The 26,553-nt window shown below is 68.3% G+C and carries 24 protein-coding genes and 1 riboswitch; of the genes, 10 read left to right on the forward strand and 14 right to left on the reverse strand.

The annotated features are described in order from the left end of the window. The first annotated feature begins 176 nt into the window (after positions 1–176). On the forward strand, positions 177–875 hold the full coding sequence (locus AC5LXK_RS04910; RefSeq protein WP_493390564.1) for a DUF4136 domain-containing protein: 699 nt from the start codon (positions 177–179) through the stop codon (positions 873–875). Positions 876–927: 52 nt separating this feature from the next. Here the strand turns inward: AC5LXK_RS04910 and AC5LXK_RS04915 are convergent, their stop codons facing one another. The 8 genes from AC5LXK_RS04915 to AC5LXK_RS04950 all read right to left on the reverse strand — a co-directional run bounded on the left by AC5LXK_RS04915 (position 928) and on the right by AC5LXK_RS04950 (position 8,934). Next, positions 928–1,500, reverse strand: a complete 573-nt coding sequence (locus tag AC5LXK_RS04915) for a TMEM165/GDT1 family protein (RefSeq protein WP_047900090.1) — start codon at positions 1,498–1,500, stop codon at positions 928–930. 94 nt (positions 1,501–1,594) lie between these two features. Continuing rightward, positions 1,595–1,716, reverse strand: a riboswitch (yybP-ykoY riboswitch). Positions 1,717–1,852: 136 nt separating this feature from the next. Then, positions 1,853–3,172, reverse strand: a complete 1,320-nt coding sequence (gene guaD / locus AC5LXK_RS04920; RefSeq protein WP_493390565.1) for a guanine deaminase — start codon at positions 3,170–3,172, stop codon at positions 1,853–1,855. After that, the gene (locus AC5LXK_RS04925) at positions 3,169–3,516 is read right to left on the reverse strand and encodes a hypothetical protein (protein WP_493390566.1); all 348 of its coding nucleotides are present in this window, start codon (positions 3,514–3,516) and stop codon (positions 3,169–3,171) included. Before AC5LXK_RS04925 ends, guaD begins: the two co-directional genes overlap by 4 nt. Positions 3,517–3,543: 27 nt before the next feature. After that, positions 3,544–4,569 (reverse strand): adenosine deaminase, encoded by a 1,026-nt coding sequence (locus AC5LXK_RS04930; protein ID WP_493390567.1) that lies wholly within the window; start codon positions 4,567–4,569, stop codon positions 3,544–3,546. A gap of 18 nt (positions 4,570–4,587) precedes the next feature. After that, positions 4,588–5,592: a xanthine dehydrogenase accessory protein XdhC gene (xdhC, locus tag AC5LXK_RS04935; protein WP_493390568.1), complete on the reverse strand. Its 1,005-nt coding sequence runs from the start codon at positions 5,590–5,592 to the stop codon at positions 4,588–4,590. 626 nt (positions 5,593–6,218) lie between these two features. Beyond that, positions 6,219–6,731 carry a disulfide bond formation protein B gene (locus AC5LXK_RS04940; protein WP_493390569.1) on the reverse strand — a complete coding sequence of 171 codons (513 nt, stop codon included), beginning with the start codon at positions 6,729–6,731 and terminating at the stop codon, positions 6,219–6,221. Positions 6,732–6,869: 138 nt separating this feature from the next. Next, positions 6,870–8,246 carry an amidase gene (locus AC5LXK_RS04945; protein ID WP_493390570.1) on the reverse strand — a complete coding sequence of 459 codons (1,377 nt, stop codon included), beginning with the start codon at positions 8,244–8,246 and terminating at the stop codon, positions 6,870–6,872. Positions 8,247–8,253: 7 nt separating this feature from the next. After that, positions 8,254–8,934 (reverse strand): GntR family transcriptional regulator, encoded by a 681-nt coding sequence (locus tag AC5LXK_RS04950; protein WP_493390571.1) that lies wholly within the window; start codon positions 8,932–8,934, stop codon positions 8,254–8,256. Between the two features lie 280 nt (positions 8,935–9,214). On the opposite strand from AC5LXK_RS04950, the gene AC5LXK_RS04955 reads away from it, so the two are divergent. Both AC5LXK_RS04955 and AC5LXK_RS04960 read left to right on the forward strand, forming a co-directional pair. After that, positions 9,215–10,405, forward strand: a complete 1,191-nt coding sequence (locus AC5LXK_RS04955; RefSeq protein WP_493390572.1) for a gamma-glutamyl-gamma-aminobutyrate hydrolase family protein — start codon at positions 9,215–9,217, stop codon at positions 10,403–10,405. A 115-nt stretch (positions 10,406–10,520) separates the two neighbouring features. Beyond that, entirely contained in the window at positions 10,521–11,210 is a 690-nt protein-coding gene (locus AC5LXK_RS04960) for a DUF2968 domain-containing protein (RefSeq protein WP_493390573.1), read from the forward strand. 76 nt (positions 11,211–11,286) lie between these two features. Here AC5LXK_RS04960 and AC5LXK_RS04965 read toward each other — a convergent pair whose 3' ends face one another. Then, positions 11,287–12,225 carry a hypothetical protein gene (locus AC5LXK_RS04965; RefSeq protein WP_493390574.1) on the reverse strand — a complete coding sequence of 313 codons (939 nt, stop codon included), beginning with the start codon at positions 12,223–12,225 and terminating at the stop codon, positions 11,287–11,289. Positions 12,226–12,590: 365 nt separating this feature from the next. On the opposite strand from AC5LXK_RS04965, the gene AC5LXK_RS04970 reads away from it, so the two are divergent. After that, positions 12,591–13,886 (forward strand): MFS transporter, encoded by a 1,296-nt coding sequence (locus tag AC5LXK_RS04970; RefSeq protein ID WP_493390575.1) that lies wholly within the window; start codon positions 12,591–12,593, stop codon positions 13,884–13,886. A gap of 81 nt (positions 13,887–13,967) precedes the next feature. Here AC5LXK_RS04970 and AC5LXK_RS04975 read toward each other — a convergent pair whose 3' ends face one another. Beyond that, the gene (locus tag AC5LXK_RS04975) at positions 13,968–15,806 is read right to left on the reverse strand and encodes a tetratricopeptide repeat protein (protein WP_493390576.1); all 1,839 of its coding nucleotides are present in this window, start codon (positions 15,804–15,806) and stop codon (positions 13,968–13,970) included. Between the two features lie 129 nt (positions 15,807–15,935). Between AC5LXK_RS04975 and AC5LXK_RS04980 the strand changes: the two genes are divergently transcribed. Continuing rightward, positions 15,936–17,582, forward strand: coding sequence for an FAD-dependent monooxygenase (locus tag AC5LXK_RS04980; RefSeq protein WP_493390577.1), 1,647 nt, complete (start codon positions 15,936–15,938; stop codon positions 17,580–17,582). A gap of 8 nt (positions 17,583–17,590) precedes the next feature. On the opposite strand, the gene AC5LXK_RS04985 is transcribed toward AC5LXK_RS04980, so the two are convergent. Genes AC5LXK_RS04985 through AC5LXK_RS05000 form a run of 4 tightly spaced genes read right to left on the reverse strand, consistent with a single transcriptional unit; the run spans position 17,591 to position 22,893 of the window. After that, positions 17,591–17,842, reverse strand: a complete 252-nt coding sequence (locus AC5LXK_RS04985; RefSeq protein WP_493390578.1) for a formate dehydrogenase subunit delta — start codon at positions 17,840–17,842, stop codon at positions 17,591–17,593. Positions 17,843–17,849: 7 nt separating this feature from the next. Beyond that, positions 17,850–20,801, reverse strand: a complete 2,952-nt coding sequence (gene fdhF / locus AC5LXK_RS04990) for a formate dehydrogenase subunit alpha (protein ID WP_493390579.1) — start codon at positions 20,799–20,801, stop codon at positions 17,850–17,852. A gap of 17 nt (positions 20,802–20,818) precedes the next feature. Beyond that, positions 20,819–22,396 (reverse strand): formate dehydrogenase beta subunit, encoded by a 1,578-nt coding sequence (locus AC5LXK_RS04995; RefSeq protein ID WP_493390580.1) that lies wholly within the window; start codon positions 22,394–22,396, stop codon positions 20,819–20,821. Beyond that, on the reverse strand, positions 22,393–22,893 hold the full coding sequence (locus AC5LXK_RS05000; protein WP_493390581.1) for an NAD(P)H-dependent oxidoreductase subunit E: 501 nt from the start codon (positions 22,891–22,893) through the stop codon (positions 22,393–22,395). Before AC5LXK_RS05000 ends, AC5LXK_RS04995 begins: the two co-directional genes overlap by 4 nt. Positions 22,894–23,024: 131 nt before the next feature. Here AC5LXK_RS05000 and AC5LXK_RS05005 point away from each other — a divergent pair, with 131 nt between their 5' ends. The 5 genes from AC5LXK_RS05005 to AC5LXK_RS05025 all read left to right on the forward strand — a co-directional run bounded on the left by AC5LXK_RS05005 (position 23,025) and on the right by AC5LXK_RS05025 (position 26,534). Then, the gene (locus tag AC5LXK_RS05005; protein WP_493390582.1) at positions 23,025–24,131 is read left to right on the forward strand and encodes a substrate-binding domain-containing protein; all 1,107 of its coding nucleotides are present in this window, start codon (positions 23,025–23,027) and stop codon (positions 24,129–24,131) included. 101 nt (positions 24,132–24,232) lie between these two features. Further along, positions 24,233–24,502, forward strand: a complete 270-nt coding sequence (locus tag AC5LXK_RS05010; protein WP_493390583.1) for a hypothetical protein — start codon at positions 24,233–24,235, stop codon at positions 24,500–24,502. Between the two features lie 328 nt (positions 24,503–24,830). Then, a complete protein-coding gene (locus AC5LXK_RS05015) occupies positions 24,831–25,184 on the forward strand; it encodes a DUF4148 domain-containing protein (RefSeq protein WP_027783857.1) in 354 nt (117 codons plus the stop codon). 472 nt (positions 25,185–25,656) lie between these two features. After that, positions 25,657–25,926, forward strand: coding sequence for a helix-turn-helix transcriptional regulator (locus AC5LXK_RS05020; protein WP_493390584.1), 270 nt, complete (start codon positions 25,657–25,659; stop codon positions 25,924–25,926). Continuing rightward, on the forward strand, positions 25,923–26,534 hold the full coding sequence (locus AC5LXK_RS05025) for a hypothetical protein (RefSeq protein WP_493390585.1): 612 nt from the start codon (positions 25,923–25,925) through the stop codon (positions 26,532–26,534). The genes AC5LXK_RS05020 and AC5LXK_RS05025 overlap by 4 nt, the downstream gene beginning before the upstream one ends. Positions 26,535–26,553: the final 19 nt, after the last annotated feature.

Genomic DNA, 26,553 nt, shown 5'->3' on the forward strand with positions numbered 1-26,553 from the left:
TCGGTGGAGTGGGGGACGGGCCCGTCACGCGGGCCAGGCGAACCGGGCCATTGTACAAAGGCTTGCGGCCGCGTGCCGGGCGAACTTTTTACCACTTGCGACAGTCCGCGTATTATCGGCATCCCGTTACGGTTCGCGCGGTGCGACGAACGGGTGACGGATCGACGAGGATCAACATGAAACGCGAATGGATTTTTCGCGGTGCGGGCTGGGCGGCGGCGCTGTGCGTGGCGCTGCTGACGGGCTGCACCAGCTATGTGACGACCCAGGTTACGGCCTTCTCCGACTGGAGCGGCAGCGACGCGACACGCACCTATGCATTCACGCGCACGGATGCGCAGAAAAACAGCATCGAGCAGTCGACCTACGAGCCGATCGTCGCGAACGAGCTGTCCGCGTATGCGTTCCGGCAGGTGCCGCAGTCGCAGGCACGCTATCTCGTCGGGCTGACCTATGCGGTCGGCAGCGATCTCGTGACGGTGCCGCAGCCGGTCTACTACGACCCGTGGTTCGCGCCGGGGCCGTACTGGCGGGGCGGCCCATGGGGCCCGTGGGGGCCCTGGGGGCCGATGCCGGCCGGTTACGTCGCGCAGACGTACCAGGTGTTCGACTACACGCTCGGCATCCGGATCACGGAACGCGCGACGGGCAAGGAGGTGTACAACGTGTCCGCGCGCACGACCGGCGACAACGGCACGCTGCTGTACGCGATGCCGTTCCTCGTGCGCAGCGCGCTCGCCGATTTCCCGTTGTCGAACGGGGCGGTCCGCTCGGTCCGGCTGCCGGTCGACAAGCGCGGCGGGCCGGCGGCGCCGGCCGCCAACGAACGTGCGGTGCCGGCGGCACCGGCTTCGGGCACGGCCGTCGCGAAGTAACGCGGCATCCATCCTGGCGCGGCCGCCCGGCCGCGCCGGTCATTCCCTTCCGTCAGACCCCGATACCCAGCAGCGCGAGCGCGCCGAGCACGACGAACAGCACGGCTGCGATCCCGTGTACGAGCTTGGTCGGCAGGCGGTGCGCGAAGCGGTCGCCGAGCAGGATCGCGGGGACGTTCGCGAGCATCATCCCGAACGTCGTGCCGGCCACGACGCCGATGTAATCCTGGAAGCGCGCGGCCAGCGCGACGGTCGCAATCTGCGTCTTGTCACCCATTTCCGCGAGGAAGAACGCGACGAGCGTCGCGCCGAACACGCCGAGCCGCGAACGGTTGGCGTTGGCTTCGTCGGCGTCGAGCTTGTCGGGCACGAGGATCCACAACCCCATCGCGATGAACGAGAACGCGAGCGCCCAGCGCATGATCGACGGCGTGACGAGCGCGCCGAGCCATTCGCCGAGCGCGCCTGCGAAACCGTGGTTCACGAGCGTCGCGACGAGCACGCCGAGAATGATCGGCACCGGCTTGCGATAGCGCGCGGCCAGGACGAGGGAAAGCAGTTGGGTCTTGTCGCCGATTTCAGCGAGGGCGACGGCGCCGGTGGAGATCAGGAAGGCTTGGGACACGGATGGGGTTCCACGGGCCGGTGTTGTGCGTGCGAGCGACGATCCACGACGCGCCGGGCCCTGATGCGGCGCGCTGTGAACCATCGGTCTCGCCAGGCCAACTTGGCTGCGTCCGCCATGGCCAAACGGCCAAGTCTGTTGACGGACGCCTCCGTCACGATGCGCGCCGTGGGCGCGGGACATCGAGCGGAGCGGCTACTCCCCAATGAGCGGCGAATTCTAGCACGGCGCGTTGCGTGCGGGAAAGCGGCCGGGCGGGCGCCGGGGCCCGCCGGCGCGTGGTGTGCCAGACCGCCCGGCCGGCACGGCGGCGGACGCGCCGCGCATGCCGGGCCAGCGTTCCGACAGGCGGTTACGCGGCAGCCGGGCGGCGTGCGGCGCCGCGCTCGTGGACGAGCTTGCCGGCTGCATAGGTGCGATACACCGCGCGGTCGTCGCCGAGCAGCGCGAACGCGAACAGCAGTTCCTCGAGCGAATCCGCGCGCTTCGTGCGGCGCGCGAGCAGCGGCGTGGCCTGCGGATCGAGCACGACGAAATCGGCTTCGGTGCGCGGCTTGAGCGTGCCGACCGTGTCGGCGAGGTCGAGCGCCTGCGCGGCGCCGGCCGTCGCGAGCCAGAACATCCGCGTGGCGGTCAGGTGGTGACCCGACAGCCGTGCGACCTTGTGCGCTTCGTTCATCGTCTGCAGCATCGAGAACGACGTGCCGCCGCCGACGTCGGTCGCGAGCGTGACGGGCACGTCGTGTTCGCCGGCCTTGTCGAAATCGAACAGCCCGCTGCCGAGGAAGAAGTTCGACGTCGGGCAGTGCGCGACGACCGTGCGCGTCTCGGCCATCCGGCGGCGATCCTCGTCGTCGAGGTGGATGCAGTGGCCGTACACCGCACGCGGGCGCAGCAGCCCGTAGCGGTCGTAGATGTCGAGGTAGCTGCGATGGCCCGGAAACAGCTCGGCCACCCACTTCACTTCGTCGACGTTTTCCGCGACGTGGCTCTGCACGAACACGTCCGGATGGCGGCGCGCGAGTTCGCTGCACGCCTCGAGTTGCGCCTCGGTCGACGTCGGCGCGAAGCGCGGCGTGAGCGCGTACATCTGGCGGCCCTTGCCATGCCAGCGGTCGATCAGCTCGGCGCTGTCGTCATACCCCGATTGCGCGGTGTCGCGCAGGAATTCGGGGCAGTTGCGGTCCATCAGCACCTTGCCCGCGATCATCCGCAGGTCGCGCGCGGCGCTCGCCGAGAACAGCGCGTCGGCCGACTGCTTGTGCACGGTGCAGTAGACGAGCGCGCTCGTCGTGCCGCACGCGAGCAGTTCGTCGACGAAGAAGTCGGCGACTTCGCGCGCGTGCTCGGGGTCGCCGAACTGGCGCTCGGTCGGGAACGTGTACTTGTCGAGCCACGGCAGCAGGCCAGGCGCCGGCGACGCGATCATGTCCGTCTGCGGATAGTGGATGTGCGTATCGATGAAGCCGGGCACGATCAGCTTGTCGCGCAGGTCGTGGACGACCGCGTCGCGCGCAAGCGTTGCGGCGAGTTGCGCATACGGGCCGGCCGCGACGACCTTGCCGTCGTCGACGATCAGGAGGCCGTCGGTCTCGTAGTTCGCGGCCTGGCTCGATTGCGCCGGGTCGCCGTTGAAGGTCAGCAGCTGGGAACGGAAAGCGGTTTGCGTCATGACGAATGGTCCTGCATCAAGGTAAGGCGGACAGAAGAAAGCGATCGCCGCCGCACGGGGGCGGGACGGTGCTTCGCGAGCGGTTGCGGCACGCTGCGTGCGGCATGACCGGAGGCGATTGCGCGGGCGAACGTGGCGGCCGAAGCCGCCAGCCAGTGGTTGCCGACGGACCTCGCGGCCGTCGGGTTCGCGGCCGGCGGGAGCGCGAACGGAACGGCAAACCGCGACGGCGGACGCGAGCGGGCGGCGACGGCCCGTGCCGCCGCATCCCGTGCACGTGCGCGACCGGCCTGGCGCAAGGCCGGACCGGTGATCGCGAAGCGGATGCCGTTGCCGTGTTTCATCTGTCTAGCGTTCCTCGATGCGGGCCGTCACGCGGCCTGCCAGTACGCGTCGAGGCGCGCGTACAGTGCGTCGCGCTGGGTCGGTTCGATGAACGACGCCTCGAAGCCGTTGCGGAGCACCGCATGGACTTCGGCATCCGTGAGTTGCAGTCCTTCAGCCGTCGCGAAGTAGTTTTCGTTGACGTAGCCGCCGAAGTAGGCCGGATCGTCGGAGTTGATCGTCACTGCGACGCCGCGGTCGAGCAGCGCCTTCAGCGTGTGCTTCGCCATGTCGTCGAACACGCACAGCTTCAGGTTCGACAGCGGGCAGACGGTGAGCGCCGTGCGCGTTTTCGCGAGGCGTTCGACGAGTGCCGCGTCTTCGATGCTGCGCACGCCGTGGTCGATCCGGTCGACCTTCAGCACGTCGAGCGCTTCGTAGATGTACGCGGGCGGGCCTTCCTCGCCCGCGTGCGCGACGAGCTTCAACCCGAGCGCGCGCGCCTTCTCGAACACGCGGGCGAACTTGGTCGGCGGATGGCCGAGCTCGGACGAATCGAGGCCCACGCCGATCAGGCGATGGCGATAGCGTTCGAACAGCGGCAATGCGGATTCGAACGTCGCGAGCGCGTCTTCTTCGGACAGGTGGCGCAGGAAGCACAGGATCAGCTTGCTCGACAGCCCGCGCCGTTCGGCATCGGCGAGTGCGCGCTCGATGCCCGCGACGACCGTGTCGATTGGCACGCCGCGCTCGGTGTGCGTCTGCGGATCGAAGAACAGTTCGGTGTGGACGACGTTGTCGGCGAGCGCACGCTCGCAGTACGCGGCCGTCATGTCGTAGAAATCCTGCTCGGTGAGCAGCACGCTCGCGCCGGCGTAGTAGATGTCGAGGAACGACTGCAGGTCGGTGAATGCGTACGCGGCGCGCAGCGCATCGATCGAGTCGTACGCGAGCTTCACGCCGTTGCGCTGCGCGAGCGCGAAAATCAGTTCGGGCTCGAGCGAGCCTTCGATATGGATGTGCAGCTCCGCTTTCGGCGCGCGGGCAATCTTGTCCTTGAATGTCGGGGTCATGGCGTCGTTCTTGGTCGGTCAGTAGGTAGGGGAAGCCTGCGCGGACGCATTCGCCTCGACGGCCTGCAGCAATTGCGCGGCCACCGAGATCGCGATCACTTCGGGCGCCTTGTCGATGATGCCTTCGACACCGATCGGGCAGCGCATCCGCTCGACCTGGGCCGGGTCGATGCCGATCGCCGCGAGGCGATGATCGAACTGCACGCGTTTCGCGTGCGAGCCGGTCATCCCGAAGTACGCATAGTCGCCGCGTCGCAGGATGCGCTCGGCCAGCACGAAATCGAGTGCGTGGTCGTGCGTCATCACGACGAAGTAGGATTGCGGCGGCGCTGCGTCGACCGCATCGGCCGGGGCAGCGGCCGCGTCGATCGCGAGGTTGCCGATGCCGGCGAGCGCGTCGGCTGGCGGGAACACCGCATCGGGCCCGTCGATCCAGCGCACGTGGCACGGCAGCGTCGCCAGTACCTTCACGAGCGCGGTGCCGATGTGCCCGGCGCCGAACAGCATGACGGGAAACGCATACGGCGCGATCGTTTCGGTCATCAGCGACACGCCGCCTGTTTCCCACAGCAGGCAGTCGGCACGCGCGGCGTCCGATTCGGGCTCGCTCAACAGCGGCGCGCCCGGCGAGGGGCCGAATGATACGCTACGCACGGTTGCGGCGCCGGCCGCGACGCGCTTCGCGAGCGACATGATCCAGCCGAGATCGCCGACGTCGAGCCGCTCGAATGCGAGCACCACCGCGCCGCCGCAGCACTGGCCGAGACTCGGGCCGAGCGCGAGCCGTTCGAGCCGGCGTGCGTGCGACACGTGCGCGCCATCCTTCAGCAGATGCCGCGCGATCTCGATCGCCTTCCATTCCAGATGACCGCCGCCGATCGTATGGCGGGCCGTGTCGCGCGTGACGAGCATCTTGGTGCCGGCTTCGCGCGGCGCGGAGCCGTCGGTATGCGCGACCGTCACGAGCACGGCCGCTTCGCCGTGCGCGAGCAGTTGCTGCAGATCGCCGAGCCAGGCCTCCATCAGCACACCCCGTTCGGAACGACGCGGCACGACACGCGGCGCGGGCTGGCGGGCGTGGCGGCAACGGGGACGGACGGGAGCAGGGCAGGCCGGCCGCACGGCCGATGCGGTGCGACGGCAGCGCGCTGACGACGCGCGCGAACGGCGCCGCCGGACACGCGGACGCCATGAGGGTGACGGATGCGGATGGTTTGCGTTGTCATGATGAATCCAGTCGACATTGCGGATCGGGCGCGCGTTACGCAGGGGTGGTGAGACCGCCTGGCCTCGCGCACGTAGATCGCCATCCAGTCCCGAAGATAGCACCGCCACGCGGCACGAACATCGCCGGGCGGTGATCCGGGCTATCAGGAGGCGATCATGTCGATCATAGGCCCGCCGCGCGGGATCGGGGCGCCGATGCAGGCGCATCGGGCCGAAACGCACGCGTGACGGGGCGAGGGCGCGGCAGTCGCGCGACGCGCGCCGACCCGGGGATCCGGGCGGCGGCGGGGTAGGTGTTTACGCGCGGCCGGCCGGAGACGGCCGGCGGAAGCGTCGGTGGGCGCCGGTTGGCGCCGGCGGCGCGCGACCCGGTCGAGCGGGGCGCGCATCGCATGCCGCGGGGCCGGCAAGCGGCAGGCCGGTCAGCCCGCGAGCTTGCGGCGATGGCGCCAGAGGCTCGCAACGACCGCGATCAGGATGACCGCGAAGCCGATCAGCGCCCAGCCGGGCAGCAGGATGCCGAAGATCGGCGGGTAGACGGTCTCGCACAGCCCGGCGACCTTGAACATGCCGGGGAACCACTGCGCGGGCGGCAGGCTGTCGACGATCGGCTGCAGCGTGTCGAAACCGCAGCTGAAGCCCGGATTCATCTGGATCGACAGGTGCCGGGCGGCCGTGCCCACGCCGCCGGCCGCGGCGATCGCGATCAGCAGTTCGAGCACCCAGACGCCGCGCCAGTTGCGGATCCCGGCGGCCAGGAACGCGAAGATCCCGATCGCGCAGAAGAAGTAGCGCTGGATGATGCACAGCGGGCACGGATCTTCGTTCTTCACATACTGCAGGTACAGCGCACCGGCCAGCAGGGCGATGCACACCCATCCGAGCAGCATCAGCAGGCGGCGTTCGCGGCGTAGTGCAAGCGTGTAGTCGTTCATGTCGGCGGGGTTCCTCGTCGGTCGGTCCGGAAAACAATCGCGCGATTTTAGCGCGAACGGTCTGGCACGAAACTGACAGCGCGCATGCGGCAACCTGCCGCACCGCGCACATTGCCCGCCGTCGACCGGCTGGCGCGGTCAGCGGATCGTGTTCAGCACGGCTTCGACCGCCTGGCCGATCGCGAGCAGCGCGTCGTCGTGATGCGGCGCCGCCGTCAGCATCAGGCCGACCGGCGCCGCGTCGCGCGGATGGCAGGGCAGCGACAGCCCGCACGCGTCGAGGAAGTTGAACGCGCTCGGATTGCGCAGGATCAGCGCATTGGTGCGCGTGAACGCGTCGTCGTCCGTTTCGAGGTCGGCGATGCGCGGCGGCACGACCGGCACCGTCGGCGCGACGAGTGCGTCGAAGCGCGACCAGACCGTGTGCGCGGCTTCGTCGAGCATCGCGGCGCGCGCGGCGAGCAGGTCGAGATAGTCGGCCGCGCTCGCGGGTTCGCCCTTCAGGATCCGCGTGAGCACGCGCGGGTCGTACTGGTCGCGATGCTTGGCGAGCAGCGGGCGATGCCATGCGTACGCCTCGATCGGCGAGAAGCCGAAGCGGTTGATCTCGGCCAGCCGGTCGAGCGCAGGGAAGCGTACCTCGGTGACGATCGCACCGGCGGCTTCGAGATGCTTGAGCGCGGTGTCGAGCGCGGCCGCGACGTCGGCATCGACGCCGTCCGTCACGTAGTTCGTCAGCACGCCGAGCCGCACGCCTTCGAGCGGCCGGGCAGCCGGCACGTGCGGTTCCAGGCCCGCGAGCATCCGGTCGACGAGCGCGCAGCACGCGACCGTCAGGCCGATCGGGCCGAACGAGTCGAGCGTCGTCGACAGCGGCACGCCGCCCTGCTTCGGGATCCGGCTTGCGGTCGGCTTGAAGCCTGTCAGCCCGCACAGTGCGGCCGGAATGCGGATCGACCCGCCCGTGTCGGTGCCGAGCGCGACGGCGGCCATCCCGTCGGCGACGGATGCCGCCGCACCCGACGACGAGCCGCCGGAAATCCGCGCATCGCCCGGCACGTCGCGGTGATACGGCGAGCGCGGATGACCGAAGTGCGGATTCAGCCCGAGCCCCGAGAACGCGAACTCGCTCATGTTGGTGCGGCCGACCAGCACCGCGCCCGCGCGCTTGAGCCGCGCGACGGCGACCGCGTCGGTGCGCGCGGCCGGTGCACCGTCGAGCACGCGCGACCCCGCACGCGTCACCTGGCCCGCGACGTCGAACAGGTCCTTGACCGACACGGGAATGCCCGCGAGCGGCGACAGCACGGTACCCGCGGCGCGCAGCCGGTCATGCGCATCGGCGGCCGCTCGGGCGTTGTCGGCATCGACTTCGGTGAAGACGGTGGCACCCTGGCCCGACGGATCGGTGATCCGGTCGAGCGCGGTGTCGACGAGCGCGCGGCTCGTGGTCCGGCCGGCGGCGAGGTCGGCGGCGAGCTGGGCGAGCGGGGGGAAGGGCGTGAAGGTGGTCATGGGCGGCTCAGGGACGAAGATGTTGAAGAAGCGTGGAGCGGAACGAATCGATGTGACTTTCGACGGCCGCACGCGCGCCGGCGGCGTCGCGCGCGGACAGCCGGTCGAACAGCGCGCGGTGCTCGTGCTGGACGTCGGCGAGATGGTGCGGTTCGGACAGCGTGACGAACCAGAAGCGCAGCGAGCGCTCGTGCAGCGCGCGCAGGATCTCGGCGAGTACCGCATTGCGCGCGGCCGCGGCGATCGCCTGGTGAAACGCGCGGTCGAGCGTCATCATCCCCTCGACGTCGTGCGTGTCGACGCAGGCCTGCCCGTCGTCGAGCAGCGCGGCCATGCGCGCGAGATCGTCCGGCGTTGCATGGCGGGCGGCGAGTTCGGCGCAGTGCGCTTCGTTGATGCGCCGCACGTCGATCACCGCAACGATGTCGTCGAGCGACAGCGGCTGCACCATCAAGCCCTTGCGCGGCATCACGGACAGCAGCCCTTCGAGCACGAGCCGGTGTACGGCCTGGTGCACCGGCGTTCGACCGATCCCCGTGCGCGCGACGAGGTCGGCTTCGTTGAGCGCGGCGCCCGGCTTCAGGTGCATCGTGATGATTTCGTGTTGGATCAGCGCGTACGCGCGGTCGGCGAGGCTGGCCGCCGGTGCGGCGGGCCGGTCGCGGGTGACGTCGGTCAGGGTACTCATGCGGGTGGCGGCGCGGCGGCCGGACGGGGCGCGATCATGGCGCGGGTGATCGGGAAGCGTGGACGATGCCTGGATATTATTGTGATATATCACTGGTGTCCAGTGCGGGCAGCATGATGCCTGCGCCGCCCGTACGGGAACGGGGACGCTCCCCGGCACGACTTGCCACCGACTTGCAACAATATCGACAGGATGTTGCAGGTTTGCCGTGCGATCGTGCACTGAAGCATAATGAATCCTCGTCTATTCATACGCGTGAGCGACGTACCAGACCATCGTCATGAGCGAAAACACGCCTTCCCCGGCCGGTCTGCCCGGCACCTTTTCCGTTTCTTCCGATTCTCCCCGTCCCGATCCGGCGAAAGCGCCCGATGCGCCGGCCGCACAGGCCGCCGCGCAGAACGTCGCCGCGGACGGCGCATCGCCGGTCACGGCTGCATCCGAACCGGGTGCGCCCGGTGCGGCAGGCGCCGCCGTCGATCGCGCTGCCGCTGCCGCGCCGCCGAAGCCTGGCGCGCCGCCGCCCGGTTTCGGCGCGCAACCCGATTTCGATTCACCGCGGCCGCCGCCCGCGAGTGCGCAGAATGCGCCGCCGGCCTACCTGAAGCAGAGCGACACGCCGTGGTCGGTATTCGGCCGGATCGTCGCGGCCCGTGCGCGCCGGCTGTTCGACCGTGCAGGCCAGCGCATCACGCAACGCACGCTGCGCATCGGCGTGTCGGCGCGGATCTTCCATCCGGAGCCCGGTGCGAAGGGGTTGCGCGGCAAGACGCTGCAGTATCTCGAGGAATCGATCGCCCACTGGGTGATGTCGCGCGACGTGCTCGTGTTCATGATTCCGACCGTCGGCCACCAGGGCATGATCCATCCGAGCAACATCCGCCTGCGCGACTACGCGAAGCATCTCGATGGCCTGCTGCTGCAGGGCGGCGCCGACGTGTCGCCGCAAACCTACGCGGCGTCGGATGCGCGCCCCGAATGGCCGGGCGATCGCGTGCGCGACATGTACGAGCTCGAGCTGCTGCATGAATTCGTCGAGTCCGGCAAACCCGTCCTCGGCGTGTGCCGCGGCTGCCAGCTGATCAACGTCGCGTTCGGTGGCTCGCTGTACCAGGACATCGCCACCGATGTGCCGACTGCGAACGCGCACGTGAGCGAGCATTACGATCAGCATCGTCACGCGATCCGCTTCCCCGATTCGTCGACGCTCGCGAGCATGTTCCCGGGGCGCAGCGAAGCGATCGTCAACTCGATTCACCACCAGGCGATCCGCGATCTCGGCCGCGATCTGAACATCGAGGCCGTCTCGGCCGGCGACGGGATCATCGAGGGCATTCGCCATCGCCGCTCGCCGTTCGTCGTCGGCGTGCAATGGCACCCGGAGTTCCATCGTGCGGGCGGCTCCGAATTGCTCGACTGCACGCCGCTGCTCGATGCGTTCCTGCGCGCCGCGCGCGAAACGCGCCTGTAGCAAGCCGTATTTCCCGCGTCGCACGAAGGCCGGCCGCATCCCGATAAATTCGAGATGCGGCCGTTTTGTTTTGAACGATAATCGCGAGTCCCGATTCGTTCGCCGGAGTCTGACGTTGGCTTTCCGAAATTTCTTTCCTGCACGATGCGCCACGTGGATCGTTGCGCTGGCTGCCTGCGCGCAAGCGGGCACGGCCTGGTCCGCCGATGCGACCGCTCCCGTCGCCGGTACGCGTCCGGCGGTCACGAGCCTGAGCGGCGACGCGGCGCCCGCGGCTGCCGCGACGGATGCCGCCGCACAAGGCAACGTCGCCGAGCTGACGCGGATGCTGCACGACGGCCGGATCGTCGAGATGCGCACGACGTACAACGGCAGCTATGGCGCGAGCCTGCTGTTCGATCCGCGCGAGATGACGTACTACGTCGCGCTGTTCCAGGACAAGAATCTGTGGCGCGTGATCCGCTCGCAGGAGAAGAATCGCGCGGAGATGGTGTACGCGAACTTCGTCCAGCAGACCGTGCAACTCGCCGATATCGAGATCCGACGTACCGAGCTGCAGGCGCAGAAGGCATTTCTCGAACGCGTGATCGCGCTGCAGGCGAATCGTGCGCAGCAGTTGCAGGCCGACCTGAGCGTCGCGCGCAGCCAGCAGGCCGAAGTCGCGCAGCGGCAGAAGTCGGCGCAGGAGCAGACGCAGGCGCTGCAGGTCGAGAAGCGTGCTGCGCAGATGCAGTTGCGCGATCTGCAGGAACAGGTGCGGCAACTCGAGAAGCAGACCGAAACGGGGCTGCCCGCGCACAAGTAACGATTCGTCAGACGGACGGAAAAGGCGGACGAAACCCGGCGAAGCGATCTTCGCCGGGTTTTTTATTGGGCGGCCGTCAGCGCGCGAACGCGTCCGGCGTGTCGGCCAAGCGGCGGTGGGACAGTTGCGACGTCCAGTCGAAACCAGGGGCCGTGGCATGCGACGCGCGGGCAGGCCCGGCGGTGCGCAGCGCGTCCGCCATCGCGATCAGCGCAAGCGGATCGTCGAGCGTGCCGGTTGCGGACGGTTGCGTGACGAGCCGATCGCGCGTGACGGAGCGGGTTGCGTTGCGCTGGATCGACGGAGGTGTCGCCTGTCGCGCGACGGCGGGCGTTCGGACCGTGGCCGCAGCGATGTGCCGGTTGTTTGGGCGATGCGGTGATGCAGCGACGGTGCGCGGCGAGTCGGGAATGGCGTCCGGATGCAGCGCTGCCGGGCGAGCCGTGACGCGGTGCGGGGCCGGTGGCGATTCGGCCGTATTCACGACAGGTGCCGACGCAATGAGCGGTGCCGTTGCATGCTCCGGTGCACGCAACTGAACGGTGGCGACCTGCACGGTGCCGCTGAACGACGATGCGTGATCCGGCACGGGCCCCGTCGTTTGAATCGTGAACGCGGGGGTGATACGCCAGGATGGCTCATGCGCGGCGATCAGCCAGCCGATGATGCCGAGCGCGCCGATGCTCCAGCAGGTTGCATACATGGCACGCCGCTCGTGACGCTTGCCGGTGGTATGACGAAAGCGCCCGCTGGTCGCGGTAGCCGGCGTGGCGGGCGACGCGGCTGGAGCGGACGCCGATGCCGCCGTGGACAGCGGCTGCCAGCGGCACGCGCGGTGCGGCTGGTCGACATCGATGCACGACGTTGTCAGCGTCGCGAGGCAGTTCTTGCTGGGCCGTGCACCGGGCGCGCCGCGAAATCGCCATTCGCGGCCGAACGGCGGAATGTGGTCGAGCGGCGTGGCGCGAGGGCGGGCGAGTGCGCCTTCGACGGGAACAAGGGGCGATGGAGTCATGAGGGCGGTGCGCCGTGCGACACGGGCAACCGTGCCGGCGCGGCGCGGAAATGTCGTCGCAAATCGTGACATTGTGGTCAGCCGGCGCAGGCCGGTCGATCAGATCAATCCGATTTTTGCGCCCGTTTCGGGGCGACTCGTACGAGGCGAATGCCGCGACGGCTACGACAGCGGCGATGGCGGCGACACAAGGCAAATGTCGGCTTGGCGTGGCATCATTCGCGAATCATGCCGGTGCGCGTGTCGTTGCGCGATGCGCCGCCGGCGGGCAGCGATGCCCGCGTGCGCCGGTCCGACCTGACGCGCCGCGCATCGTCGGGTCCATGCGGCGCAGATTCGCGCCATTCGAGCTGAGCGAGAAAAACATGTCCACAGCGTCACACGCCATCGCGCAGGAATCGAAAGTCCGCACCGTCTTCCGGGTCGTCAGCGGCAACTTCCTGGAAATGTACGATTTCATGGTCTACGGGTATTACGCGTCGGCCATCGCGAAAACCTACTTTCCGAGCGGCAATGCATTCGCGTCGCTGATGCTGTCGCTGTCGGTGTTCGGCGCGGGCTTCCTGATGCGGCCGGTCGGTGCGATCGTGCTCGGCGCGTACATCGACCATCACGGCCGTCGCAAGGGGCTGATCCTGACGCTGGGGCTGATGGCGCTCGGCACGCTCACGGTGGCCGCGGTACCCGGCTATGCGACGATCGGCGTGCTCGCGCCGGCGCTCGTGCTGCTCGGCCGGCTGCTGCAGGGCTTCTCGGCCGGCGTCGAACTCGGCGGCGTGTCGGTCTATCTGTCGGAGATCGCGACGAAGGGGCACAAGGGGTTCTATACGTCGTGGCAGTCGGGCAGCCAGCAGGTGGCCGTCGTGTTCGCCGCGTTCGTCGGTGTGCTGCTGAACCGCGCGTTGCCGGCCGAGGAAATGACTGCGTGGGGCTGGCGCATTCCATTCCTGATCGGCTGCCTGATCGTGCCGTTCCTGTTCCTGATCCGCCGTTCGCTGAAGGAGACCGACGAGTTCCTCGCGAAGCGTCATCGTCCGACGATGGGCGAGATCATGCGCTCGATGCTCGACAACTGGGGCATCGTGGTTGCCGGCATGGGGATGGTGATCATGACGACGGTGTCGTTCTACATGATCACGGCCTATACGCCGACCTTCGGCAAGGAAGTGCTGCACCTGTCGTCGCTCGACGCGCTCGTCGTGACCGTCTGCGTCGGGATCTCGAACCTCGTGTGGCTGCCGCTGTCCGGCGCGCTGTCCGACCGCATCGGCCGCCGCCCGGTACTGATCACGTTCACCGTGCTGACGCTGCTGACGGCTTACCCGGCCGTGCTGTGGCTCGTCGGCGATCCGTCGTTCCTGCGGCTGCTCGCGGTCGAGCTGTGGCTGTCGTTCCTGTATGCGTCGTACAACGGCGCGATGGTCGTTGCGCTGACCGAAGTGATGCCGGCCGACGTGCGCACGGCCGGCTTCTCGCTCGCGTACAGTCTCGCGACGACGATCGGCGGCTTCACGCCGGCGATCTCGACGCTGCTGATCCACCAGACGGGCAACAAGGCGGCGCCGGGGCTGTGGCTGAGCGTGGCCGCGATCTGCGGGCTGATCGCGACGCTCGTGCTGTATCGCACGTCCGAGGCGCGCAACCAGTACAAGGCGGCCTGACCGGCGCCTGCCTCGTGCGCGGCGTGGACCGCGCATCACATTGAAAAGGGAGCGCAGCGCGCTCCCTTTTTTTATCTGCGCTCAGGCCGAATGCAGCTTGCCGGCAACCGCGGCCGCCACGTCGAGCCATTCGCCGGGCGACGGCTGGCGGGCGATCCGGGCCCGCGGATACCACGGGCAGTCGTCGCCGGTGAACCAGCGCCAGTCGGGCGCGAACGGCAGCATGACCCACAACGGCTTGCCGAGCGCGCCCGCGAGGTGAGCGACAGCCGTATCGATCGTGACGACGCCGTCGAGCCGCTCGATCAGCGCAGCCGTGTCGGCAAAGTCGTTCAGCCGGCCGTCTAGGCGATGCACGCGCGGATGTGCGTCGACGCATGCACGCTCGTCGTCGTCGAGGGCGGGCTGCAGCACGATCCAGTCGATGTCCGGCAGCGCGAGCAGCGGCGCGAGCGCATCGAACGGCATCGAGCGGTTTTCCTGCGCCTGCCGGCGCCCCGACCACGCAAGGCCGAACTTGCGCTTCGACTGCCCGCCGAGCGAGCCGCGAAAGCGCCGGCGAGCGCCGTCGGGTGCGTCGAGGTAGCGCGAGCCGCCGACGATGTCGTCCGGCTGAAGCCCGAGCAGGAACGGCAGGCTCATCAGCGTGCAGGCGACGTCCGCTGCGGGCGGCTTTGCGGCACCTTGCGCGACGAGCGTCACGCGCCAGCGCGACGCGGCCGGCGCCAGCAGCGCGACGAGTTCCGGCTGGACTTCGAGCACGACACGTGCGCAACGTGCGCGGGCCAGCGGCACGAAGCGGACGAACTGCAGCGTGTCGCCGAACCCCTGTTCCGCGCGGATCAGCAGCGTGCGCGACGCAATCGGCTCGCCTTGCCAGCGCGGCAGCGTGCCGAGCGACGTCGCCCCCGGCGTTGCGTGGCGCGCTTCGTACGCGGGCAGGCCGCGCGTGAAGTCGCCGAGCGTCAGCAGCGTGACCGCGCGGTGCAGCCGCGCGAGCGTGAGATCGGGGGCGACGCGCAGTGCCTGCTCGAACGCGCGCAGCGCCATCTCGTGTGCGCAGAGCGCATGATGCGCGTTGCCGAGATTCAGCCAGGCGAGGCCGAACGACGGATCGAGGCCGACCGCGCGCTCATAATAGGGCAGTGCGTCGCGATGGCGGCCTTGCGCGCAGAGTGCGTTCGCGAGCCCGAACAGCGCAAGCGGAAACGGCGGGTGCAGCGTGAGCGCGGCTTCGAACGCGGCCGCCGCCTCGGGATGCCGGCCGACCGCTTCGAACGTGTTGCCGAGATTGAAGTGCGCGGCGACGAAGCGCGGCTGCGCGGCGATCGCGGCCTGGAAGTGCGCGATTGCGTCATCGGCGCGCCCCATCGCGTTCAATGCCATTGCGAGGTTGTTGTGCGCGCCCGCGTGCCCGGGCCGCAGTTCGAGCGCGCGGCCGAACGCGGCGAGCGCGTCGTCGTGACGGCCGAGCGCGTTCAGCGCATTGCCGAGATTGTTGTGGATCGATGCGTCGTCGGGCGTGAGCCGCAGTGCGCGGCCGAATGCATCGATCGCATCGTCGTGACGCTGCAGCGCCGCATATGCATTGCCGAGGTTGTAGTGCGCGAGCGGAAATTCGGGCGCGAGCGTCAGCGCGTTGCGAAAACGGTCGATCGCTTCGTCGAGCCGGCCGAGCGCCTTCAGCGCGTTGCCGAGATTGAGCTGCAGCGCGGCATCGCCCGGACGCAGCGCGACGGCGCGGCCGACGAGGTCGGCCGCTTCGGCGTGCTGGCCCTGCTGGTGCCGCAGCACGCCGAACAGGTGGAGCGCGTCGGCGTCGGCGGGGTTGGAGGCGAGCGCGTTGCGATAGCCGTGCTCGGCCTCGGCGAGGCGGCCTGCCCGGTGTGCGGCGTACGCCCGGTCGAATGCGGAATCCATGACGCGAAAACTGACGGAAAGCGCTATTTTCCCACACCGCGCGATGGTGTCGCGCGTCGGCCGGTCGGCATATGGCCCCGTCACGCGGAGCGGCGTAGACTTGCATGATCGCGTGTCATCGAGGTTCTCATGGCTGACACACTGCCCGATATCCCGCCCGTGCTGATCGTCGGCGCGGGGCCGACCGGCCTTGCCGCGGCGATGAGCCTCGCGCGGGCCCGCGTGCCGGTGCGCATCATCGATCGGCTCGCCGTGCCCGCGCCGTATTCGCGCGCGATCGGCATCCAGGCGCGCACGCTCGAATTGCTGGAGCAGCATCGCGCGGTCGAACCGTTTCTCGCGCTCGGCCATCGCGCGCATGCGGCCGCGCTGCATGCCGACGGCCGCGTGATCGCGCGGCTCGATTTCGATCCGTTGCAAACACGCTACCCGTATCTGCTGTTTCTCGACCAGAGCGTCACCGAGCGCCTGATGGCCGAGCACCTGGCGCGGCTTGGCGTGACGGTCGAGCGCGGGGCGACGCTGACGGCGTGCGACGCGAGCGGCACGTCGCTCGACGTGACGATCCGCTGCGCCGACGGCCGCGACGAGTCGTTCGCGCCGTCATACCTGATCGCCGCCGACGGCGCGCACAGCACGGTCCGGCACCTGCTCGGCCTGGGCTTTGCCGGGCATGCGTTCGAACAGACGTTCCTGCTGGCCGATTTCGCCGCGATACCCGACTGGCCGGACGAAGAGATCCACCTGTTCACGTCGCCCGAAGGCATGGCGGGCCTGTTTCCGATGGGTGACGGCCGTTACCGGCTCGTGGCCGACCGGCCGCCCCGCAGCGATGCATCGCCCGATGCGCCGACGCCGACGCTCGCCGAGTGCGACGCGATCGTGCGCGCGCGTGCCGGCGTGTCGATCTCGCCGAGCGATCTCGCGTGGTCGTCCTATTTCCACCTGCACAGCCGGATGGTCGACCGGTTGCGTCATGGCCGCGTGTTCTTCGCGGGCGACGCCGCGCACGTCCACAGTCCCGCCGGCGCGCAGGGCATGAACACCGGCATCCAGGAGGCGTTCAATCTTGGCTGGAAGCTCGCGCGCGTGCTGGGCGCAGGCACGCCCGAGCGGCTGCTCGACACGTATCACGCGGAGCGCCACCCGATCGAGCGCGACGTGTTGCGGCAGACCGGTTTCGTCACGCAGATCGTGGAAGCCGAGCGCGGTGCGATGAAGCTGCTGCGCGATCACGTCGTGCCGCTGCTGGCGTCATTCGGGCCGATGCGCGACGCGGTGCGGCGCACGGTCAGCGAACTCGGCGTGCAGTACCGGAAGAGTCCGCTCACGCTCGAGCGCGTGCTTGACGGCGGGCCGCGCGCAGGCGAGCGGGCGCCCGACGCACTCGTGCACGTGCTCGACGGGCCGCTCGGCCGGGCGCCCGGGTCGGCGCGGCTATACGATCTTCACGATCCGGCTTGCTTCACGCTGTTGCTGCTGGAAGAGCCGGTGAGCGCCGACGCCGGCGAGGCGCCGCCGATGCAGGCCGATGCGCAGGCGCTCGCGCAGGGGCTCGAACGGATCATGCCGGAAGCGGTGCGCGTGTGGCGCGTCGCCGATGCCGAAGGCGACGGTGCGGCAGGGCTGGCACAGGAATACGGCCGCTCGCGGCCGTCGTTCTATCTGTTGCGGCCCGACGGCTATGTTGCCGCGCGCGGGCGCACGGCAACCGACGCGAACGCGCTGCTGCGCCACTGCGAAAGCTGGTTCGCGGGCATGTCGGTCTCCGCGTAGCCGCGCGCTCAGGCGGGTGCGGCGGCGGGAACGAGCGCGGCGCGATGCGCGGCGATCGCGTCGCGCACGATCGGCAGCGCGCGCTGCGCGCCGTCGCCGGACGGATCGTCGAGCGCCGCGAGAAACGCGCGACGCATCCGCGGTTCCCAGAAGCGCCGGATATGTTCGGCGATGCCGGTCAGCGCTTCGTCCCGGTCGGGCATCGATTCGAAGAATGCGCCGATCTGGTTGGCCATGTCGATCAGGTGTTCGTGGTTCATCGCTGCCTCACTTGCCTGCCGTCACGGTGTCGGACGCCGCTGCGCGGCGCTCGAGCAGGTCGACCTGCTCCGCGCTGAAGCGCGCGTACGCACGCTGCCAGTCGGACGGTTGCGCAACCGGCATCACCTGCACGGCCGTCACCTTGTATTCGGGGCAGTTCGTCGCCCAGTCGGAGCTGTCGGTCGTGATCACGTTCGCGCCCGATTCGGGGAAGTGGAACGTGGTGTACACGACGCCCGGCTGCATGCGTTCCGTCACGAGCGCGCGCAGCACCGTATGCCCGGCACGCGATTCGATGCCGACCCAGTCGTCGGTCCGGATCCCGCGATCCTGTGCGTCGTGCGGATGGATCTCGAGGCGATCCTCTTCGTGCCACTGCACGTTTTCGGTCCGGCGCGTCTGTGCGCCGACGTTGTATTGCGACAGGATGCGGCCCGTCGTCAGGATCAGCGGATAGCGCTGCGTGACCTTTTCCGGCGTCGGAATGAACTTCGTGATCACGAACCGGCCCTGGCCGCGCACGAACGTGTCGATGTGCATGGTCGGCGTGCCTTCCGGTGCATGCTCGTTGCACGGCCACTGGATGCTGCCGAGCGCGTCGAGCTTCTCGTACGACACGCCCGAGAAGGTCGGCGTGAGCCGCGCGATCTCGTCCATGATCTCCGACGGATGCGTGTAGTGCATGTCGTAGCCGAGCGCCTGCGACAGCAGCAGCGTCACTTCCCAGTCGGCGTAGCCCGCGAGCGGCGGCATCACCTTGCGCACGCGCGAGATGCGGCGCTCCGCGTTCGTGAACGTGCCGTCCTTTTCGAGGAAGGTCGAACCCGGCAGCAGCACATGCGCATATTTCGCGGTCTCGTTCAGGAAGATGTCCTGCACGACGATGCATTCCATTGCCGACAATGCGGCCGACACGTGCTGCGTGTTCGGGTCCGACTGGACGATGTCCTCGCCCTGGCAGTAGAGCCCCTTGAAGCTGCCGTCGAGCGCCGCGTCGAACATGTTCGGGATGCGTAGCCCGGGTTCCGGCTGCAGCGTGGCCGACCACGCCTGCTCGAACTGCGTGCGCACGACCGCGTCGCCGATGTGCCGGTAGCCGGGCAGCTCATGCGGGAACGAGCCCATGTCGCACGAGCCCTGCACGTTGTTCTGGCCGCGCAGCGGATTGACGCCGACGCCTTCGCGGCCGATGTTGCCGGTCGCCATCGCGAGGTTTGCGATACCCATCACCGTCGTCGAGCCCTGCGCGTGTTCGGTCACGCCCAGTCCGTAATAGATCGCGGCATTGCCTCCTGTCGCATAGAGGCGAGCGGCTTCGCGTACCCGTTCGGCCGGCACGCCAGTCACGTCCGCGGTCGCTTCGGGCGAGTTGTCGGCGTGCGCGACGAAGTCGCGCCATTGCTCGAATGCGCGCGTCTCGCAGCGCTCGGCGACGAATGCGTCGGCGACGAGCCCTTCGGTGACGATCACGTGCGCCAGCGCGTTGACGATCGCGACGTTGGTGCCGGGGCGCAACTGCAGGTGGTGCGTGGCCTTCACGTGCGGGCCGTCGACCACGTCGATGCGGCGCGGGTCGATCACGATCAGCTTCGCGCCTTCACGTACGCGCCGCTTCAGCCGCGAGCCGAACACCGGATGGCCGTCGGTCGGGTTCGCGCCCATCACGACGATCACGTCGGCCTGGCCGACCGACGCGAACGTCTGCGTGCCGGCCGATTCGCCGAGCGTCGTCTTGAGGCCATAGCCGGTCGGCGAATGGCACACGCGTGCGCAGGTATCGACGTTGTTGTTGCCGAACGCGGCGCGCACGAGCTTCTGCACGAGGTAGGTTTCCTCGTTCGTGCAGCGCGACGACGTGATGCCGCCGATGGAATCGCGGCCGTACTGCTGCTGCAGCTTGCGGAATTGCGTCGCCGCGTAGGTGAGTGCTTCGTCCCAGCTCACTTCGCGCCACGGGTCGGTGATCTTCTCGCGGATCATCGGCTTCGTGATGCGGTCCTTGTGTGTCGCGTAGCCCCACGCGAAGCGCCCCTTCACGCACGCGTGGCCTTCGTTCGCGAGGCCGTTCTTGTGCGGCGTCATGCGCACCACCTGCGTACCCTTCATCTCGGCCTTGAACGAGCAGCCGACGCCGCAGTATGCGCAGGTCGTGACGACCGAGTGTTCGGCCTGCCCGAGCTGCACGACGGATTTTTCCTGCAGCGTGGCCGTCGGGCACGCGGCGACGCATGCGCCGCACGACACGCATTCCGACGCCATGAACGATTCGCTTTCGCCTGCGGCGACGCGCGATTCGAAGCCGCGCGCGGCGATCGTCAGCGCGAACGTCCCCTGCGTTTCCTCGCACGCGCGTACGCAGCGATTGCAGACGATGCACTTCGACGGGTCGTACGTGAAGTACGGATTCGATTCGTCCTTGCTGTCTTTCAGGTGATTCGCGCCGTCGAAGCCGTAGCGCACCTCGCGCAACCCGACGACGCCCGCCATGTCCTGCAGCTCGCAGTCGCCGTTGGCCGGGCAGGTGAGGCAGTCGAGCGGATGGTCGGAGATGTACAGCTCCATCACGTTGCGGCGCAGCGACTGCAGCCGGTCCGACTGCGTGCGGACTTTCATGCCGGCTTCGGCGGGTGTCGTGCACGATGCCGGATAACCGCGCCGGCCCTCGATCTCGACGAGGCACAGCCGGCACGATCCGAACGGTTCGAGCGAATCGGTCGCGCAGAGCTTCGGGACGTTGACGCCGGCTTCGATCGCCGCGCGCATCACCGACGTGCCGGCCGGCACCGTGACCGGCTGGCCGTCGATTTCGAGCGTGACGTCGGTATCGGCGTGCCGTTGCGGCGTGCCGTAGTCGGTATCGTCGAACGGGTCGCGCTCGCGTGCCTGCGCGGCGCTCTTGCACGCGCATTGGCCCGAGCCGCAGCCGCCTTGGCGGACGTTGTTCGTGTCGAGTGACATGCAGGGCTCCTTCTGGGTCAGGCCGCAGCCGTGACCGGACCCGACGCGGCATTCTTGCCGGCGGCGAGCCCGAAATCTTCGGGGAAATGGTCGAGCGCGGACAGCACCGGGTACGGCGTCATCCCGCCCATCGCGCACAGCGAGCCGGCGACCATCGTGTCGCACAGGTCGCGCAGCAGCGTGACCTGACGCTCGGACGTATCGCCGTGGCGAATGCGCGCGATCGTCTCGACGCCGCGCGTCGAACCGATCCGGCACGGCGTGCACTTGCCGCACGATTCGATCGCGCAGAACTTCATCGCGTATTCGGCCAGCTCGGCGAGGTTCGACGTGTCGTCGTGCAGCACGATGCCGCCGTGCCCGACGACCGCGCCGATCGCCGTGTACGCCTCGTAGTCGAGCGGCACGTCCCACTGGTGGTCGGGCAGATAGGTGCCGAGCGGGCCGCCGACCTGCGCGGCGCGTGCGGGCCGGCCGCTTGCCGTGCCGCCGCCGAAGTCGAACAGCAGCTCGCGCAGCGTGACGCCGAACGCGAGCTCGACGAGGCCGCCGTGACGGATGTTGCCCGCGAGCTGGAACGGCAGCGTGCCGCGCGAGCGACCCATCCCGTAGTCGCGATAGAACGCGGCGCCGCGCGCGAAGATCACGGGCGCCGTTGCGAGCGTGATCACGTTGTTGATGACGGTCGGCTGGCCGAACAGGCCCGCGAGCGCGGGCAGCGGCGGCTTCGCGCGCACGACGCCGCGCTTGCCCTCGAGCGATTCGAGCAGCGCCGTTTCCTCGCCGCACACGTACGAGCCGGCACCTTTCGCGACGTGCAGCTCGAACGCGTGCGCGGAGCCGAGTACGTGCTCGCCGAGCCAGCCGGCTTCGCGTGCGCGGACGATCGCCGCTTCGAGCGTGGCGATCGCGTGCGGATATTCGCTGCGCACGTAGATGTAGCCGATCGTCGCGCCCGTCGCGATGCCCGCGATGATCATCCCTTCGATCAGGCAGTACGGATCGCACTCCATGATCAGACGATCGGAGAAGGTGCCCGAATCGCCTTCGTCCGCGTTGCAGACGATGTATTTCTGCGCGGCGTGCGCGTGCCGTACGGTGCGCCATTTGATGCCGGCCGGGAATGCCGCGCCGCCGCGGCCGCGCAGCCCCGATTCGAGCAGCGTCTCGCACGCGGCATCGCCGTCGAGCGCAAGGGCATGCTTCAGGCCGGCGAGGCCTTCGTGTTGCAGGTAGTCGTCGATCGACAGCGGGTCGGTCAGGCCGATGCGCGCGAACGTGAGCCGCTGCTGGCGCGCGAGATACGGCAGCGCGTCGACGAGGCCGACGCCGCTCGGATGCGTACCGCCTTCGAGCCAGCCGGCGTCGAACAGGGCCGGCACGTCGGCGGCAGACAGGTTCGCATAACCGATGCGGCCCGCAGCCGTGCCGATCTCGACGAGCGGTTCGAGCCACAGCAGCCCGCGTGAGCCGTTGCGGACCAGTTCGATTGCGACGCCGCGCCGTTCGGCTTCCGCCACGATTGCAGCGGCGAGCGCGTCGGCGCCGAGTGCCAGCGCGGACGAATCGCGCGGAACGTAGATGCGGGTCGTCATGCGGCCTCCGTCGTGTGGGCGACCGCGTCGGCCAGCAGCGCGTCGAATTTCTCCGGCGTGACCTTTGCGTGAAGCACGCCGTTGACCGTCATCGACGGCGATTGCGCGCACAGGCCGAGGCAGTAGACCGATTCGAGCGCGACCGCATCCGGCGCGGGCGATGCCGCGGCATCGCCGTGCGCCGCGTCGAACCGGCAGCCGGTGCGGGCTTCCGCGTGTGCGGCCAGCGTTTCGCAGCCCATGCTGCGGCACGCTTCGGCGCGACACATCTGGATCGTCACGCGCGCGGGTGGCGCGGTGCGGAAGTGGTGGTAGTAGGTCAGTACGCCGTGCACTTCCGCGCGCGACAGGTTCAGCGCTTTGGCGAGCGGCGCGACGCAGCCCGACGGCACGTAGCCCGCGTCGTCCTGGATCGCGTGCAGGATCGCGACGAGCGACCGGCCGGCGCGCGCATGGCGCTCGACGAGCGCGTCGGGCGCAGGGGAATTCGGGGACATCGGTTATGCTCCTCCAAAGTCTCATATGCGCTCGAAATTCATATAGTGCGCATCGTGGCTTCGTTCTGATTGATTTTGACCAACGATAAGCGGAAGATTTCGCGGTCGCAATAGGAAATCGGAGTGCATAATTGATTCGAATCGAATGCGACGCGTATCTGACCGTACGCGACACCGAAGGCCGGTCGGCCAGCCTGTCCGACGTCGCGCCGCTGCTGGAACTCGTGGCCGATACGGGCAGCATTGCGCAGGCTGCACAGGCCAAGGGGCTGTCGTACCGGCACGCGTGGGGCATGTTGCGCGCACTGGAGTCGTGCATCGGCGGGGAGTTGATCGAAACCGCGCGCGGCAAGGGTTCGACGTTGTCGGCGCTCGGGCAGGCCGTCGTCGACGCGCAGCGTCTGGCGCGCAGCCGTCTCGACGGAAACCTGCGCACGCTGGCGGCCGAGGTGGCCAGCGATCTGAACCGGCGGCTCGCGCAGCGTGACGGCGCCGTGCGCATTCATGCGTCGCACGGTTACGCGGTCGCGACGCTCGTCTCCGCGCTCGTCGATGCGCAGTCGGCCGTCGACATCAAGTATCGCGAGAGCGTCGAGGCCGTGCAGGCGCTCGCTCGCGGGGAATGCGACCTCGCCGGCTTCCACTTGCCGCGCGGCGAATTTCGCGCGCAGTGCGCGCAGATCTACAAGCCGTGGCTCGACGACACGCGCCATGTGCTGATCCACCTCACGCGCCGCCAGCAGGGGCTGTTCGTGCCGCGCGGCAACCCGAAGCAGGTTCGCGGGCTCGCGGACCTCGCGCGCAACGACATCCGCTTCGTCAACCGCCAGCCGGGTTCGGGCACGCGCATGCTGCTGGACCTTGCGCTGCGCGCGATCGGCATCGATCCGGAGCGCATCGACGGCTATGCATCGGCCGAGCTCACGCATTCGGCGATCGCGGCGTTCGTCGCGAGCGGGATGGCCGATCTGGGTTTTGGCGTCGAGCCGGCCGCCCATCATTTCGGGCTCGACTTCATCCCGGTCGTCGACGAGGACTATTACTTCGCATGCGAGCGCGCGCGGCTCGATGCGCGGCCGCTGGCCGGTGTGCTGGCGTTGCTGCGCGACACGCGCTTCGTCGAGCGCGTCGCACATCTCGACGGCTACGATCCGGCCGCGTGCGGCACGCTGACGAGCATTGCAACGGGGCTGGCAGGCGGCGACGGCGCGAATGTGCCGGACGGCAATTCCCGGTAACGGGGACGCGATCGAGCCGCGCTGCAGCAGCGGGGGATTTGCGCTACGCTTGCCGCTTGATCAACGTTCCAACAAGCACGCCGTTCAGGCGTCATCCCGCCATGAAATTTTCTGTTCCCCTCGCCGCGGCAGCGTTGACCGCGGGGCTGCTGGTCGCTGCTTCGCCGTTTGCGTTCGCGCAGAATTCCCCGGGTGTGCCCGGCGGCATCCTGAGCGAACAGTTCCGCCTGAACGAACACCCGCAGATGCCGTTTGCGGCGTCGGCGCCGTCGCAGAAGTACCAGAGCGGCAAGAAGTCGGCGTTGCGCCGCAAGGGCGACCTGGGCGATCCGAACGGCTGCAACCTGAAGTGCCCGATGGATACCCAGTAAGACGCTGACTGGCGCGTTTGCGCACGGGGTCGGGCGCCGCGCTTCCGCGCAACGGCCCGATCGTCTGACCGATGGCTGTCTGCGTTCCGTCCCCGAACCTGACTCTGTTCGAGCCCCGCGAAGTGGCAACGCTTCGCGGGGCTCGTGCTTTTCGGCCGCCTTCAGGCAAGGCGGGGCTGGCAGGGAATCTAGGGTTAACCCGTAATTCAGGAAGGATGTCTTCCGGAAACCTGCCTTATTCTTAAGCATTCGCCTACATAAACTTCGGTTTGTCGGCGCTGAACAAGGTGTTCACCGCGAAATCAGACAAATCTGGAGGTAGGTCATCATGAAGTCGCTCGTTCAAGCTGTTGTCGTTGCTGCCGCTCTCGTTGCCCCGGTCGTGTCGTTCGCCCAGTCGGGTTCGACGATCACCCGTGCGCAGGTCCGTGCCGAACTGGTTCAGCTCCAGCAGGCCGGTTACAACTCCGCCCGCGGCGAAGATCCGCATTACCCGGAAGCGATCCAGGCGGCAACGGCGCGTATCGCAGAACAGCAGCGCAGCGCACTGGCACAGGCTCAAGGTGCAGACGCCAGCGGCTACGGTGCGCAGGCGCAGGGCGCTTCGGCATCGGGTTCGCGCGCAATGGGCGTGCGCCCGGCCAGCGCGGAAGAAATGAAGTCGCTGTATCGCGGCAGCTAAGCCGCGCTTCGCCCGATCGGTACGAGCACGGGTGCGGCGATGCGTCGCGCCCGAAGCCCGGGCAACCGGGCTGGCCGCTGCCTTGCGCGACCGATGAATGCGCGGGCGCGGCAGACCATCCGTCACCTCCTGTCGCCGGACACCGGCGGCATTCCGCCCGGCCCATCCGTGGCTGGGCGTTTTTTCGGAAGGAGCGGGGCGTGTGCGTTTCGCAGGCAACAAAAAACCCCGCAGACTTGCGTCATGCGGGGTTCGTGCGTCGAACGCGGAATTTGGTGGGGCGGCGTCACTCGAATTTGGACGTGACACGCTTGTACGATAAGGGTTTGACGGAAAATTAAAACGAAAGAACCCCCAAAAGAACCCCCGATTGCCAGCCGCAGGGCGGTGGAAAGGGATTGATTCGCGCACAATCGTGCACGGGGTGGAAAGTGAAATAAGGCCTTGTCCAATCTACCGCCAGGGACGGCCAATGACCACCACCTTTCACCATTCCCCGCATAGCGGCGGGCACAACAGTCCACAAGCGCTGCCGCTCGATGGCTACACGCGTTGGGCTGACCTGAAGCACCTTGTTCCCCTGTGCCGGGAATCCATTCGCCTGCGTGAGCTAGCCGGCCGTTTTCCGAAACGCGCGCAGCTCGGGTCGTCGCGTTCCGCCGCGTGGCCGAACCGCGAACTGCATCGCTGGCTGGCCGATCCCGACGGCTATCGTGCTCCGGGCGCAACGGAGGGCGCGTGAATTCCATCGATAACGCACGTTGCCTTAGCCCCGCCGCAAAGCGAGCCGCCGCCAAGCAACTGCTCAAACTTCGTGCAGTTCACGGTGACGATCCCTGCTCACGTGAGCAGACCGCCGCGCACGAAGCTGGACACACGATCATCGCAACGGCGTTCGGCTGGCGCTTTCTCGGTGCCTACATCCGATCGCAGGATTCGTCGTGGATTGGTTCAACGAACTACGCGCACTCCCGGACCGGGAAGTCTCACAATCTCGACGACACGGCCGACATCTATTTTGCCGAAGCAGTGATGGACTTGGGGGGCGTAGCCGCGGAGCAGCTCGCCGGCCTGTACCACCCCACCTCGAGCTATTTCGAAATTAAGAATGCGGCGGCTCGTTGTGGCGCACTCGACGCCTTCACGGGGGTTGCATCGGGCAGCCATTTCGCACGCGCGCTCGCTCTCGCAATGACGGAGATCAGGGCCAATGCCGCGACGTTCGAAGTCTTGCGCGCGCACTTCCGACGATCGAAGCGGCTGACGCCGGCCGAGGGGCGGCGGATGCTGAAGAACGTAGCGCCGCGGCTCGCCGACATGCAGTTCGTGAAAAGAAAAAGCCCGCAGTAAATGCGGGCCCAAAAATTTC

The organism is Burkholderia pulmonis (genome assembly GCF_984667975.1).

Excerpts from the sequence above, each read along its gene's own strand:
- AC5LXK_RS04910 (WP_493390564.1), top strand. The coding sequence starts at position 177 with ATGAAACGCGAATGGATTTTTCGCGGTGCGGGCTGGGCGGCGGCGCTG.
- guaD (WP_493390565.1), bottom strand. The coding sequence starts at position 3,172 with ATGACGCAAACCGCTTTCCGTTCCCAGCTGCTGACCTTCAACGGCGAC.
- AC5LXK_RS04925 (WP_493390566.1), bottom strand. The coding sequence starts at position 3,516 with ATGAAACACGGCAACGGCATCCGCTTCGCGATCACCGGTCCGGCCTTG.
- AC5LXK_RS04930 (WP_493390567.1), bottom strand. The coding sequence starts at position 4,569 with ATGACCCCGACATTCAAGGACAAGATTGCCCGCGCGCCGAAAGCGGAG.
- xdhC (WP_493390568.1), bottom strand. The coding sequence starts at position 5,592 with ATGGAGGCCTGGCTCGGCGATCTGCAGCAACTGCTCGCGCACGGCGAA.
- AC5LXK_RS04940 (WP_493390569.1), bottom strand. The coding sequence starts at position 6,731 with ATGAACGACTACACGCTTGCACTACGCCGCGAACGCCGCCTGCTGATG.
- AC5LXK_RS04945 (WP_493390570.1), bottom strand. The coding sequence starts at position 8,246 with ATGACCACCTTCACGCCCTTCCCCCCGCTCGCCCAGCTCGCCGCCGAC.
- AC5LXK_RS04950 (WP_493390571.1), bottom strand. The coding sequence starts at position 8,934 with ATGAGTACCCTGACCGACGTCACCCGCGACCGGCCCGCCGCACCGGCG.
- AC5LXK_RS04955 (WP_493390572.1), top strand. The coding sequence starts at position 9,215 with ATGAGCGAAAACACGCCTTCCCCGGCCGGTCTGCCCGGCACCTTTTCC.
- AC5LXK_RS04965 (WP_493390574.1), bottom strand. The coding sequence starts at position 12,225 with ATGACTCCATCGCCCCTTGTTCCCGTCGAAGGCGCACTCGCCCGCCCT.
- AC5LXK_RS04970 (WP_493390575.1), top strand. The coding sequence starts at position 12,591 with ATGTCCACAGCGTCACACGCCATCGCGCAGGAATCGAAAGTCCGCACC.
- AC5LXK_RS04975 (WP_493390576.1), bottom strand. The coding sequence starts at position 15,806 with ATGGATTCCGCATTCGACCGGGCGTACGCCGCACACCGGGCAGGCCGC.
- AC5LXK_RS04980 (WP_493390577.1), top strand. The coding sequence starts at position 15,936 with ATGGCTGACACACTGCCCGATATCCCGCCCGTGCTGATCGTCGGCGCG.
- AC5LXK_RS04985 (WP_493390578.1), bottom strand. The coding sequence starts at position 17,842 with ATGAACCACGAACACCTGATCGACATGGCCAACCAGATCGGCGCATTC.
- fdhF (WP_493390579.1), bottom strand. The coding sequence starts at position 20,801 with ATGTCACTCGACACGAACAACGTCCGCCAAGGCGGCTGCGGCTCGGGC.
- AC5LXK_RS04995 (WP_493390580.1), bottom strand. The coding sequence starts at position 22,396 with ATGACGACCCGCATCTACGTTCCGCGCGATTCGTCCGCGCTGGCACTC.
- AC5LXK_RS05000 (WP_493390581.1), bottom strand. The coding sequence starts at position 22,893 with ATGTCCCCGAATTCCCCTGCGCCCGACGCGCTCGTCGAGCGCCATGCG.
- AC5LXK_RS05010 (WP_493390583.1), top strand. The coding sequence starts at position 24,233 with ATGAAATTTTCTGTTCCCCTCGCCGCGGCAGCGTTGACCGCGGGGCTG.
- AC5LXK_RS05015 (WP_027783857.1), top strand. The coding sequence starts at position 24,831 with ATGAAGTCGCTCGTTCAAGCTGTTGTCGTTGCTGCCGCTCTCGTTGCC.
- AC5LXK_RS05020 (WP_493390584.1), top strand. The coding sequence starts at position 25,657 with ATGACCACCACCTTTCACCATTCCCCGCATAGCGGCGGGCACAACAGT.